The following is a 13,080-nucleotide window of genomic DNA, read 5'->3' as shown; positions in this document are numbered from 1 at the left end:
AAACCAAAGATGGGAGATACGGAAAATATCTCCCATATCGTACGGATGGAGAGGACTATCAAAATTTCTTTGAACAGTTCCGGAGGTAACAACGACGAACCACTCTCCTTGCTCCAGCAAGAGGGAAAACGGCGTGAGTATTGTGCAAGATTTTTTATCAGGACGAGCTAACTTTCAGGTTTGCTAACGCTCTACTCAAGCAGTCTATGACTCGTCGCTGCAACATCCTTCCGCTGCTGTCTGTCCTTTGAATACCCCTCTGGATAAGCCTGCTATTTAGACGAGGTTACTGGGAACAGTTCGAATGCTGTACCTAAAGATTGTTGGAAGGTCGTTCCAGCCCAGCGAATCGTGAGTCCGCAGTATTGTTTCAGAGCCTGCACTCCATGCTGAACCGTTGCTGCGTGCATTAGAGCAAGACTTTCCAGCAACAGTAGCGCTGTTTCGTGTATACCACATGCAAACCTCAATGATTCGCTCTCCTTGGTATAAGTTAGCGGCACCTTCCTGTGTAGAAGAATTGTACTGTTTCTGTGCTGACTGCGTAGCTGGATCTCCAGGATGCGTTGGGTGTGGTGCCACTTGGGTCATCTCCAAAATATTGACCACCAACTGGAGGGCTATCGTCATCATGAACAAAGCTAAAATCTTCTACTTTGCTTATAGGCTGTTCTTGTATATTATTGGGCAGCGCAACTGACTGCATAGGCATAAAAGTAATACTTAGTAGAGCTATGAGAGCACTCATACGGGTTCGAGAAGACATCATAAACTCCTTAGTTTATAAAGCGGCTAAGAACCCTACCGGTAGGTTGCTTATTAATGTAATGCCCGACACGTTTTTCTGTCAAGGGTTCCTAAAATTTTACCTATCCTCTCTTCCGAATAAGCCTCCTTAAACACACAAAGAGCCCGCCTCCTCATCCTCTGCAGATGAAGAAACGGGCCCTCTATATTAGACCTTTAGAGGGCTAGCTGCTTAGCTAGCGTAGCTATTGAGCAGCACTGCTGCACCGCCGTCCACGCCCTTAGCGCCCTGTACATAGTCGGCATTGCTCTTGTGCTCGCCGTTATCTGCCTCGACGGTGCCCAAGATCCATGAGGGCAGACCGCGCTTGTTCAGACGCTCAACAGCCGCATCAGCAACTGAAGGATCAACCACAGCAATCATGCCAACACCCAGGTTGAGGGTGCGCTCAAGATCAGCCTGAGGAACAGCCCCCAAATCACCGATCAGCTTGAAAATAGCCGGAATTTCCCAAGTAGAACGGTCAACCAGACCAATGGTGCCAACGGGTAGGACGCGCGCCAGGTTAGCTGCCAGACCGCCACCGGTGACGTGTGAGAAACCGCGAATGCCGCTACCGGTGGTGCCGTCTTCACCATTGACGGGGAATGCCTCTATCAAATCAAGGCAGTCAGCGGTATAGATGCGGGTGGGCACCAAGAGCTCTTCACCAATGGTGCGTCCGAAATCTTCAACGTGGCGCTCATAACCCCAGCCAGCCACCTCAAGCACCTTACGCACCAGGGAGTAACCGTTGGAGTGAATACCTGAGGACGCCATAGCAATTAGAACATCGCCCTCACGCACACGGTCTGGGCCCAGTAGCTCGTCAGCTTCAACAATGCCGGTAGCCGCGCCAGCAACATCGTACTCATCTTCAGCCAGCAGACCGGGGTGCTCAGCTGTTTCACCACCCACCAGGGCGGTGCCAGCCAGTGAACAGCCCTCAGCCACGCCGCGCACAATATCAGCAATGCGTTCGGGAACTACTTTGCCGGTAGCGATGTAATCAGTCATAAACAGCGGGCGCGCACCGGTAACCACGATGTCATCAACCACCATACCCACCAGGTCTTGACCGATAGTGTGGTGAATATCGAGTTTCTGCGCGATCGCTACCTTGGTGCCCACACCGTCGGTTGAAGTTGCCAGGTAAGGCTTCTTGTACTCTTTGAGTACAGAGAGGTCAAAAAGACCCGCGAAACCGCCAACACCGCCTATAACACCGGCACTGTGGGTTGCCTTCACCGCGTCCTTCATCAGCTCAACAGCGCGGTCGCCGGCTTCTACGTCAACGCCAGCACCGGCGTAGGTTACTTTTTCAGTCATCAATTTAATCCTTTGCAAGAAGTGGGTGGGGTCTTAGCGTTTGTCTTCGGGCAGAACCAGCGACTCAAGGTCAGAATCGGGGCCTGGATCGCAGGAGCCACGCTGGGCTGCGTCTGCTTCTGCCACCTTGTGCTCAAGTGCCTCAGTGCCCGGACGTGTGTCAATAGAAACAGCCTGAGCGTTTTCGGGTTTGTGCGGTACAGGGCGTTTAACAGTCACTTCAGCGACAGCGCCAGAGAACGGACCGCCGGTCTTATCAGCATCAAAGACATTCTTGCCGCGTTCGTGGCTGGGAATCTCTACCGGGTAGTCACCGGTGAAACAAGCCGTACACAGGTTAGCGCGGGGCTGGTTGGTGGCTGCAATCATGCCGTCTTCAGAAATGTAACCCAGCGAATCAGCACCGAGAGACTCACGAATCTCGTCAATTACAAGACCGTTAGCGATCAGCTCTGAGCGGGAGGCAAAGTCGATGCCGTAGAAGCAGGGCCACTTAACGGGTGGTGATGAAATACGAACGTGTACCTCTTTCGCACCCGCTTCGCGCAGCATACGTACCATAGCGCGCTGGGTATTGCCACGCACGATGGAATCGTCAATAACCACCAAGCGCTTACCAGCAATCACTGATTTGAGCGGGTTCAATTTGAGCCGAATACCCAACTGGCGGATGGTTTGAGAGGGCTGAATAAAGGTTCTACCCACGTAAGCATTCTTCACCACACCGTTACCAAAGGGAATGCCGGATTCTTCGGCGTAACCAATAGCGGCGGGAGTACCAGATTCGGGGGTGGGCATGACCAAATCGGCATCAACGCCGTGCTCACGCGCTAACTGGCGACCCATCTCAACGCGCGATTCGTAGACGCTGCGTCCGCTAATGGTGGTATCAGGACGCGCCAGGTAAACGTACTCGAAAACGCAACCTGCGGGCTTAGCATCTGCAAAGCGCTGGGTACGCAAACCGTCTTCATCGATGGTCAAGAACTCGCCGGGCTCAACTTCACGCACGAAAGAAGCACCCACAATATCGAGGGCGGCGGTCTCTGAGGCGACCACCCAGCCGCGTTCGAGACGGCCAAGCACCAGCGGTCGAATACCCTGAGGGTCACGCGCTGCGTAGAGGGTGTTTTCATCCATAAAAGTTAGGCAGAAAGCGCCCCTGAGAGTGGGAAGCAGATCGAGGGCTGCTTCTTCAAGGGAATCGAAGGGGTGATCCTCTAGCAGGGCAGTTACCAAAGCGGTATCGGTGGTGTTACCCTGGGCGATTTCACCGCGCTGGGGTTTAGCGCCGGAGTTTTTTGCCAGCACACGCTCATAGAGCTGCGCTGAGTTAGTGATATTACCGTTGTGCGCCAGCGCCAGCGTACCGTGCGGGGTCGCACCCAAAGTCGGCTGAGCATTCGCCCAGTGTGACGCACCAGTGGTTGAATAACGGCAGTGACCAATAGCCATATGACCGGTGAGAGTCGTCAGCGTAGCTTCATCAAACACCTGCGAGACAAGACCCATATCTTTATAGACCGCGAGGTTCTTGCCATTGCTGGTAGCGATACCAGCTGATTCCTGCCCGCGGTGCTGCAGAGCGTACAGACCGTAATAGGTCAGTTTGGCGACATCCTCGCCGGGAGCCCACACACCGAAAACGCCGCATTCATCTTTAGGGCCGTGGTCGATGGGGTCTAAATCAAGGGTTAGTGTGCCGTCGGGACGAGCCAATTTGGAGCCCTCTTTCCGCTGGTGGTTGATTGCGAAACTTTCAGTGCTGCACCTCGCACATTTGCGATGCACAGCACTATTTTTATAGTACCGGGTGGTACCGGCTTTACCCCGTCATCCAGTACCTTGTGGGTGGCATGGTTGGCGGGAAAGCCAAAACAAAACCCCGGCGTGAAAACACACCGGGGGTAAAACTTTAGTCTTCGGGAATAGCGCGGTAGGTTTGTGCGCGCTTCACCGATTTCTTATCAAGAAACAGCGCAACCAATGCGCCGCACGCCGCGCCCAAAGAGCCAAAGAGCACAGCCAAAACACCAAAAACAGCGCCGAGTGTGTACTGCATAGAACCCGGACCCAGAAGAGTGCTGAGGAGCGCTACCAACAAACCCAGCACCAGACCAGCTGCAGTGAACCCCGTCATTGACGGTGCCACACGGTAGGTAACCGCCTGTTCAGACGGGCGTGGGGCGGTAGCCGAGGACGCGCGGTTCGGTTCTGCGGAGGCAGACGCGTCCTGCTGATTCTGCACAGTGGAAGGGGTATTTTCGGGCGAAATGCTCATGCGTATAAGAATAACATCTTGAAGTAATCAGAGTATCTGGCATTAAAATCGCTTGTTTTGTACAAAAACAACAATTTGTAAAACATGATGGTTGCATGAGTGAAATGACTATCAGCGAAGCGCGTTCTAGTCTGGGTGAGGCTGTAGACACCGCGCGCATAGAATGTGAACCGCTCTACCTTACCCGGCACGGAAAGCGGGTTACAGCAAACAGCGATGAAGCAATGCTTGAGCACCTGCTAGAGACCGCAGAAGAGCTAGCCGATCTGCGCGCAGCACAAGAAACACAAGAACGTATTGCTCAAGGAGACGAGGAACTTATTCCCTGGGAAGACGTCAAGAAAGATTTAGGCCTTTAGAACCTGAGCTATCGGGCAATCATCGCAGGCTCGGTGCATCGACAGCTCAAAAAACTAGATAAGTCAGCTTTGCCGCGTATTCAAGCGACTATAGAACTACTTGCCGACACACCACGCCTACCCGGCGTGAAGAAAATTCAGGGAACACACAACGTCTGTGGCGGGTTCCTACAGAAAACTACAGAAGTGTCTACAGCATTGATAACTGCGTGTTAGTTATACACGCAGTTGCTGTAGAGCACCGCAGGGAAATCTGCCAAAAAATATAGTTTCAATAAAAGAAAACTACAGAACCGGCAAATACTCGCTGATATCGCTACGCAGACCTGAGGCTAAGACGGAGGCGCTCGCGTCCTGCCACGACTCAAACCCCAGCGCCAGACAGCACCAGGTGAAAGCGTCCGTCTCAACGACATTCGGGGGAGTACCGCGGGTATGCCGCGGCCCAGCAATACACTGTGTCACCCCGTAGGGCGGCACGCGCACCTCCACCGAATTACCCGGAGCAAGAGTGGCTAACTCCTCCAACAAAAACCGCACAGCAGTAGCCCGCACAGAACGCGACAGCGCAGCAAACTGCTCCCGCGCGTCATCCTGTTTCAAAGCAGAACGCACCGCATGAACCGCGGCAATACCCTCGTCGGTAGAAACCTTGCGCTTAATAGCCATTAGCTAGACTCACCACCGGTAAAAGCCTCCCCGCCACGAATCAATCCCACGGGCTGACCACCACCGGTAATCGGGCGCATGACAAGCCCCAAAATCTCCTCAGCGCGAGCCCCATCAAGCTCCCCAGCCTTCACCAAAGCGCGGACCGCAGCCAGGGCAGCTACCCGCGACGACCCATCAAGAACCTTGACTGCTACCGCAACACCGGAACGCAAACCCAACGCCAAAACACCCTCAGCACCATTTTTGACCACCGCATCAAGCTGTTCACTGAGCGCCGTTACCGGCTGACCCTCACCCTGTACGAACTCCGGGTAATCAACCATCGCGGTAGCAACGGTAGCAACCCGCGCGTCCGCCTTAATGTTTTCAACGCTCGCACCCAAAACTGAGTAACCGCGTGCCAACCCTGTTAGTGAAATTGCCGCCGTGGGCGCCCCGCATCCGTCAATCCCGGTACAAGCAATCGGCTCACCCACAAAATGCTCAATGGTTTCAGCAACCAGCTGCTGAAGCGGATGGTCAACCGACAGATAATCCTCAACAGACCACCCAGATTTTACGCATCCCCACAAGAAAGCTGCGTGCTTACCCGAACAGTTGAACGCTAACTTTTGCTTGCCGTGACCAGCCTGCACCAGCGCATGAAAACTCTGCTCATGCTGAGGCCACGCAGCGGGATTCTGCAGAGCATCGGCACTTAAACCAGCCTCTTCAAGAATGCCCTGGGCAACCTTCATATGCTCAAAAGACCCGGTGTGCGACCCAGAAGCCAGAGCAATCTGCGCCCCCTGCAACTCAGCACCGGCATTCATCGAAGCAATCGTTTGAAAAGGTTTAAGCGCTGAACGGGCAAAAATTGGGGAGTCAATATCTCCTGCTGAAAAGAGCACCGCGCCATCTCTATCAAGTACCACTACCGCACCGGCATGGCGAGATTCAACAAAACCGCTGCGCTCAATAACCGCAAGTTCCGCCGCATTTTCAAGGGTAAAAGTCTGCATGCTTCAAGTATTCCATCTTTTGGGTATAAGACGTGGGTGCCGCCGATTCACGCGGTGGTACAAATACCACCTGAACCGACGACACCCACCGATATGTGTAACGCTATGCCCGTTGAGAACCTGAGCCGTCCTCGCATGAAGCTGGCGTATCGGTTGTCTCGTAGGTTGCGTACTTCATGAGTTCCGCCGCATCGAGCAAACCCACCGGCTTAGCCTCAGAGGCAGGCGCATCCTCGCCCTGCGTCGGCGGTGTCTGCTCAAAACCAATGAGGTTGACCGATGCCGCCAAATCAGTAGAGGACGCAGGCAGAGCCGTTGACGCTGCCGCCACCGAGGGCAGATCAGATGAAGCAGGCGGTGGTATCAGGGTAGGAGCTGGCATCGCTGACTCGCCACGCGATAGCTGATGCCCCGCAGGTTCTTCACCGGTGCGCGGTGCCTGTACGGCGTCACCCTGCACTGAAACCCGAGTTGTCTTCTCATCGGCGCTCTGCTTGTTTGCGCCCTGTTTGTCTAAACTCGGCTTCGCTGCGCTCCGGGCGGCGTCATGAGGAGCTGCCGTCATCTGCTCTTCGAGCTTGGTGCCCTCAACGTCGAGATCGGGCAGTAGCTTATCGAGCCATTCCGGGAACCACCATGCCTTCTCGTCCAGCAGATACATGAGGGCGGGAATCAACGTCATGCGAACAACGAATGCGTCGAAGAGAACACCGGCTGCCAGCGCGAAACCGATAGACGCGATCATCGCTTCACCCGAGAAGACGAAGCCCACAAAGACGCCAATCATAATCAGCGCTGCTGCCACCACTACCTTAGCGTTGTGGTTGTAACCAACCGTTACAGCCACCGTTGCATCGCGTCCGTGGGCGTACGCTTCGCGCATACCTGATACTAAGAACACTTGGTAGTCCATCGCCAACCCAAAGAGGATACCCACCAACAAGATAGGGAGGAAGCTCAGAATCGGGCCGGGGGTGTGTACACCAAAGAGCGCGCCGCCGAAGCCCCACTGGAAGACGGCGGTGGTAGCACCGAGCGCCGCCAGCAGCGAGAAGAGGAAGCCCACACTGGCAGTGAGCGGAACCAGAATTGAACGGAAGACCAGCACCAGAACCAGTAGGGAAAGTCCCATAACAATGGCGACGTAGACGGGCAGAACACTGAAGAGGTTCTCTGAAATGTCGATTGCCATCGCCGCCTGACCGGTCACACCGAAGCTAATATCACCGTTATTGGTAGGGACGCTTAGCTCGCGCAGGCTGTGTACCAGGTTTTCGGTGGACTCGGCGCTGGGACCCTCCACCGGGGTAATCTGGTAGAGCAACATGGAGTTGTCTTTAGCAATCATTGCCGGAATAACAGCGTCTACGTTTTCTTGCTCGCCGAGGGTCTGACCGATACTGACTTGCAGCTCTTGAGCCTGTTCAGCGGTGGTGCCCTCGGGCAGGTCAGCTGCTGCGATGATGGGACCATTGACGCCCTCACCAAATTCAGCTGCCATAGTGGTGTACGCCCGGTAGGCTGCTGAGTCCTGCTTTTCGCTGGTGGCGTCGGGTAAACCCAAACGCAGGGCAGTCACCGGGGCAGCAATCAGAGCCAAAAGCGCGACGGACGCGGCGATAGTGACCCACGGTGCGCGCAGAATCGTCTTGAGCCAGCCCGTAGCCTTTTCATCGCGTGCATAGGCAGCAGCTTTCGCCTCGACTGCGTCCTGGTCATTGAAACTATTGCGCTGGTTGTTATGACGCTGAATCTCAGCCCACCGCTTACCGCTGACAATACGAGAACCCACCAGCGACAGCACAGCAGGTGCCAGAGTAATAGCTACCGCAACACCCATGAAGACCGCGAAAGCGGCAGCATTGCCCATAGTAGAGAGGAAGGAAATACCCACCACATTCAGCGCAATGAGGGCAATCATCACGGTAATGCCCGCAAAGACAACCGCGCTGCCTGATGTGCCCACAGCCATAGCAATAGAGCGGTGCAGGGGCATGCCCTGAGCTAAGTTATTGCGGTGGCGGTTGAGAATAAAGAGGGTGTAATCAATACCCACAGCCAAGCCCAGCATGGTGCCCAGCATGGGGGTTGTTGAGGTCATATCAATAACGCCAGAGAGCGCCATCGTGCCCAGTACGGACACGCCCACACCCACCAGAGCCATAAGAATCGGTAACCCAGCTGCCACCAACGAGCCCAACATCAAGACCAAAATAACGAACGCAACAGCGATACCAATGATTTCACCGGCGAGGTTCATCTGCGGCACAACAGAGTTCATGTTCTGGTCATAGGTAACCTTCAACCTTGCATCATCCAAAGAATCAAAGGGAACGCGCGCATCGGTCAGGGTCTGCTCAGACACGGAGCCGACCTCCTGCTCAAAGGTCACCCCCACCACAGCCGTTGAATTATTGTCATTGACCATCACTGCATTGGAGTTCATCTCTAACAGGGCAGTGTTACGTTCAATCTCGGCAGCACCAGCCTCAGCCTCAGCTGCTCCAGCCTCAAGCTGCTCGCGACCGGCTTTCACCTCAGCCTGACCAGCTTCAAGCTCAGCCCACATCTGCTCAGTGGGAGTGAAGTTCTCTAACTGTTCTCTGCCCGCATTGAGCTCAGCTTCACCGGCGCGAAACTGCTCCCACCCCGATTCAAGCTGGGCGCGTCCGCCATCAATCTCAGCTTGGCGTGCATCAAGTTCGGCGAAAGCCTCCGGCGGGGCAGCTGACGCTTCAAGCTGGCTTCGCGCCTCATTTACCTGGTTCTGACTTTCGTCAAGTTGACGCTGAGTGTCTTCTAGCTGCTTACGGTTTTCTTCAAGTCGCTGAGCGTTAGCGTTGAACTCGTCCCAGGCTTCTTGCGGTGCCTGGTTCGCCTTAAAACGGGCGCGGGTGTCATCAATCCGTGCCTGCGCAGCGTCGAGTTTCTGCCTGCCCTGCTCTACCTCAGTAGAGCCGGCGTTGAGCTGATTGCGTGCCTCATCAAGCTGTGCCTTGCCCTCTTCAATCTGGGTGAGGGCGGTAAAGGGGTTGAGCACGGAGTCAACGCCCTCAACTTCCTGCGCTGAGGCAGCCGCATCGGCAACTGCTTGACGTTGAGCGTCAGTGAATGCAGTGCCGTCTTCGGTCTGAACGATGACCTTACCGTTCGCCGCGTTGGCGTTCATGTTGAACACCTCTTGGAGCTGCTCTTGAACGCTTTGTGCCTCAGTACCGGGAATAGAGATTTCGTCGCTCATCTCGCCCTTGAAGGCGGTGTACGCACCGCCAAGACCGGCGAGAATAAGCGCCCAGATAGCGATGACTGCCCAGGCACGGTGCGCTGCGAAATCGCCAATTTTATACAAAAAATGTGCCATTGTATGCGTCTTTATCTTTTCGTTGATGATCTAAAAATTTTGAGGAGCAAGGGAGGGCTTACCCGCACTCACTTGTTCAATTGCCCATTTGAAATAGGGCAAAAGCTGAGAGGTCGTCGGATTAGTAATGCCCTGATGACCGAGCACTTCTACACCCTTGCTGAAACCAATTACCAAGGAATAGGTGAGGTTATTGACATAAAGAGCTACATCAAAACGTTGCTCAAGACTGAGATGGGGGTGCCTCTCGTGAGTGGTATTGATGTTCTGCTGAGCCACCGTAGCTAAGGTTTTGAGCATCTGCTCTGCCAGTAAATCTTCGCTGCGGGTTGCCACGGCAAGGGCGAGGGAGAAAAACTGGTCGAGCGCTTTTTGCACACGGGGCGTCTCTAACGCCTCAACGAAAGTGGCTTCAATGAGATCTGGCAGTTCGCGGACGCTTTCGGGTGGCAGCACGGGGTACGGAGTGTTGGTATCGGGGGTTGCAAGGGGGGCTAGGTATTCAGAGATGCGGGTGACCAGAATTTGATCGAGGTTATCAAAGTGATTGAAGATGGTTCGTTCTGATAGCCCTGATTTGGCGACAAGGGTTTTAGTGGTGAAGGCATCGATACCCTTGGAACGCACGATTGACTCAGCAGCGTCCAAGATTGCTTTGCGTGAAGCTGCTGAGCGGGCGCGTCTTTTATCGACGGGTGGTTTCTGCGGCATAAATGTACAGTAACTGCAATAGTTTAGTTTCTGCAAATATTGAGGTGGTGCATTTGCTCACGGATATCCGCCCCCAACCCTTGCAGCCAGCGACAGCGCAAACGCTTGGTAGATTCAACCTTTGCCAAAAAACGCGCCAAATCAGCGATTAACGGGGCGAAAAGTTACCAAAACGTGATGCTACCCGGTAGCCTAAGAGAATGAAGGTTTTGGTACTTGGCCCTGGTGGGCGTGAACACGCAATTATTCGAGCGCTACAGGCAGATGCGACGGTCACCGAAGTACACAGTGCCCCCGGTAATGCGGGTATTGCACAGGACGTTACCGTGCATGCCATTGACGCAAATGACCCTGCTGCCGCAAGGGCTCTTGCTCAGGAACTGAGCGCTGATTTAGTGGTTGTGGGTCCTGAAGCTCCTCTGGTTGCCGGTGTGTCTGATGCCCTACGTGAGGCTGGGTTCGCTGTCTTTGGCCCGTCTAAGACTGCAGCTGCTCTCGAAGGTTCCAAGGCGTTCGCTAAAGAGGTCATGGCTCAGGCACAGGTGCCCACCGCTATGGCTAAGGTTGCTACCAATGCTCAAGAAGCTGCCGATGCCTTAGACACCTTCGGTGCTCCCTACGTCGTCAAAGATGATGGTCTTGCTGCGGGTAAGGGTGTTGTGGTCACCGAAGACCGCCAAGTAGCCCTTGATCACGCTGAATCATGCTTCACCGCAGGTGGCACCGTGGTTATCGAAGAATACCTCGACGGTCCTGAAGTCTCCCTCTTTGTTCTCTCCGACGGCACCAACGTGGTGCCTCTGTCACCCGCCCAAGACTTCAAACGCATCTTCGATAACGACGAAGGTCCCAATACCGGTGGCATGGGTTCTTACACCCCCTTGCCTTGGCTGCCCGAAGGCTTCGTAGAGGACGTTGTTGAGCGCGTTGCTCGCCCCACCATCACTGAAATGGCACGCCGAGGCACCCCCTTCGTGGGCGTGCTCTACTGCGGTCTGGCAGTAACTTCCCGCGGCACCCGCGTCATTGAGTTCAACGCTCGTTTCGGAGACCCCGAAACTCAGGCGGTGCTGGCACGTCTGCGTACCGGTTTGGGTCAGCTGCTGCTGGCGGCTGCTCGCGGTGAACTTTCAGAAGATACCGCTCTTGACTGGGATCCTCGTACCGCAGTGGATGTTGTCATGGCAGCAGAAAATTACCCCGATACCCCGCGTAAGGGTGATGCTATTAGCGGGCTTGACGCCGCCAATGCCCTGAACGGTATTCACGTTGCCCATGCCGGCACCGCAGAAAAGAATGGCGACATCGTAACTGCGGGCGGGCGCGTCCTTGCCGTTGTTGCCCTCGGTGATGATTTGGCGGACGCGCGTTCCCGCGCCTACGACGGTGTTGAGCTGATCAGCTGGACTGGTGCTCAGTATCGCTCAGATATCGCTCTTGTCGCAGCAGAAAATCGCATTAAGATTCCGGTGCAAGGCGCATAGGTTTCCCTACGGTGACGGTAGCTTCCCACATATACAAGCTGCTGTCACCGGTTTTTACCCCCACAGATCAGCAGGAGAAAAACCATGGTTTCATCAACTACCCCCCTCAGCATTCCCGGGTGGAAGCATAATTACTCTGGCAAAGTACGCGACTTGTACGTACCCAATGACGAGCGTTTCGAAGCAACAGGCACTGTTGTTAACGATGATGCGGAGCTGCGTGCAGGCTCGGTCATGGTGGTTGCCTCTGATCGCATTAGCGCTTTCGATAAGGTTCTGCCCACGGTTATTCCTGATAAGGGCAAGATTTTGACCCAGATGTCGCTGTGGTGGTTTGACCAGCTCGACGGTGTACCTAACCACGTGCTGTCCACCGATGTGCCCGAAGAGGTCGCTGGGCGCGCGATGATTTGCCGTTCATTGAATATGTTCCCCATTGAGTGCATTGTGCGTGGCTATCTCACAGGGGCGGGTTTGGCAGAGTATAAAAAGACCGGTGAATTGTACGGTCACCAATTGCCTGAAGGTCTGCTGGACGGTTCGCGTCTGGAAACTCCGTTTTTCACCCCCACCGGCAAGGCAGAGGTGGGCGAACATGATGAACCCATCAGCTATGAAGAAATGTACCAGCAGGTGGGTGAGTCGATGGGTGATCGCCTGACCGAGCTAAGCATCTACGTGTACTCCACTGCCGAGAAGATTGCCCGCGAACAGGGTATCATTCTTGCCGATACCAAAGTTGAATTTGGTTTGGATTCTTACCGCGGTGAAATCACCCTGGGCGATGAGGTTTTAACCCCCGATTCCTCCCGTTTCTGGGACGCTTCTACCTGGGAGCCGGGCAAACCCCAGGCGAGCTTTGACAAGCAGTTTATTCGCGACTGGTTGAAGTCAGACGCTTCGGGCTGGGACGGCGTATCAGAACTACCCGAAGCACCCACCGAAATTATCGAAAAAACCCGCGCCCGTTACATTGAGGCTTTCGAGCGCCTGACCGGTAGCGAGTTCAAAGGCTAAAACTAGCTCCGCTTCACCTGCTTGCTGGTAGAACTGCCCGCCCCTAATCTTTATATGAAAGGGGGGGTGGGCAGTCTT

Annotated in this window: 10 protein-coding genes; 3 read left to right on the top strand and 7 right to left on the bottom strand. The window is 54.7% G+C overall.

All coding sequences use genetic code 11. From position 1 onward, the window contains the following. Positions 1-979 precede the first annotated feature (979 nt). The 3 genes from purM to JTP09_RS08295 all read right to left on the bottom strand — a co-directional run bounded on the left by purM (position 980) and on the right by JTP09_RS08295 (position 4,397). Entirely contained in the window at positions 980-2,116 is a 1,137-nt protein-coding gene (purM, locus tag JTP09_RS08305) for a phosphoribosylformylglycinamidine cyclo-ligase (RefSeq protein ID WP_204877980.1), read from the bottom strand. Positions 2,117-2,149: 33 nt separating this feature from the next. Then, a complete protein-coding gene (gene purF / locus JTP09_RS08300) occupies positions 2,150-3,835 on the bottom strand; it encodes an amidophosphoribosyltransferase (protein ID WP_204877979.1) in 1,686 nt (561 codons plus the stop codon). 196 nt (positions 3,836-4,031) lie between these two features. Next, on the bottom strand, positions 4,032-4,397 hold the full coding sequence (locus JTP09_RS08295; protein WP_204877978.1) for a hypothetical protein: 366 nt from the start codon (positions 4,395-4,397) through the stop codon (positions 4,032-4,034). A gap of 95 nt (positions 4,398-4,492) precedes the next feature. On the opposite strand from JTP09_RS08295, the gene JTP09_RS08290 reads away from it, so the two are divergent. Then, on the top strand, positions 4,493-4,756 hold the full coding sequence (locus JTP09_RS08290) for a type II toxin-antitoxin system Phd/YefM family antitoxin (protein ID WP_204877977.1): 264 nt from the start codon (positions 4,493-4,495) through the stop codon (positions 4,754-4,756). 285 nt (positions 4,757-5,041) lie between these two features. On the opposite strand, the gene JTP09_RS08285 is transcribed toward JTP09_RS08290, so the two are convergent. From JTP09_RS08285 to JTP09_RS08270, 4 genes are all read right to left on the bottom strand, one after another. Further along, the gene (locus tag JTP09_RS08285) at positions 5,042-5,425 is read right to left on the bottom strand and encodes a sterol carrier family protein (RefSeq protein WP_204877976.1); all 384 of its coding nucleotides are present in this window, start codon (positions 5,423-5,425) and stop codon (positions 5,042-5,044) included. Next, positions 5,425-6,429 carry an asparaginase gene (locus JTP09_RS08280; RefSeq protein ID WP_204877975.1) on the bottom strand — a complete coding sequence of 335 codons (1,005 nt, stop codon included), beginning with the start codon at positions 6,427-6,429 and terminating at the stop codon, positions 5,425-5,427. The genes JTP09_RS08285 and JTP09_RS08280 overlap by 1 nt, the downstream gene beginning before the upstream one ends. Before the next feature lie 103 nt (positions 6,430-6,532). Next, positions 6,533-9,790, bottom strand: coding sequence for an MMPL family transporter (locus JTP09_RS08275; RefSeq protein ID WP_239479085.1), 3,258 nt, complete (start codon positions 9,788-9,790; stop codon positions 6,533-6,535). Positions 9,791-9,820: 30 nt separating this feature from the next. Continuing rightward, positions 9,821-10,501 (bottom strand): TetR/AcrR family transcriptional regulator, encoded by a 681-nt coding sequence (locus JTP09_RS08270; protein WP_204877974.1) that lies wholly within the window; start codon positions 10,499-10,501, stop codon positions 9,821-9,823. Between the two features lie 200 nt (positions 10,502-10,701). On the opposite strand from JTP09_RS08270, the gene purD reads away from it, so the two are divergent. After that, positions 10,702-11,985, top strand: coding sequence for a phosphoribosylamine--glycine ligase (gene purD, locus JTP09_RS08265; protein WP_204877973.1), 1,284 nt, complete (start codon positions 10,702-10,704; stop codon positions 11,983-11,985). Positions 11,986-12,069: 84 nt separating this feature from the next. Beyond that, entirely contained in the window at positions 12,070-13,002 is a 933-nt protein-coding gene (locus JTP09_RS08260) for a phosphoribosylaminoimidazolesuccinocarboxamide synthase (RefSeq protein ID WP_204877972.1), read from the top strand. Positions 13,003-13,080 lie beyond the last annotated feature (78 nt).

Source organism: Rothia sp. ZJ1223, assembly GCF_016900985.1.
In the GTDB taxonomy this organism is placed as follows: domain Bacteria; phylum Actinomycetota; class Actinomycetes; order Actinomycetales; family Micrococcaceae; genus Rothia.
The sequence above is the reverse complement of the archived record's forward strand: the minus strand, read 5'-3'. Positions and strand labels throughout refer to the sequence as shown.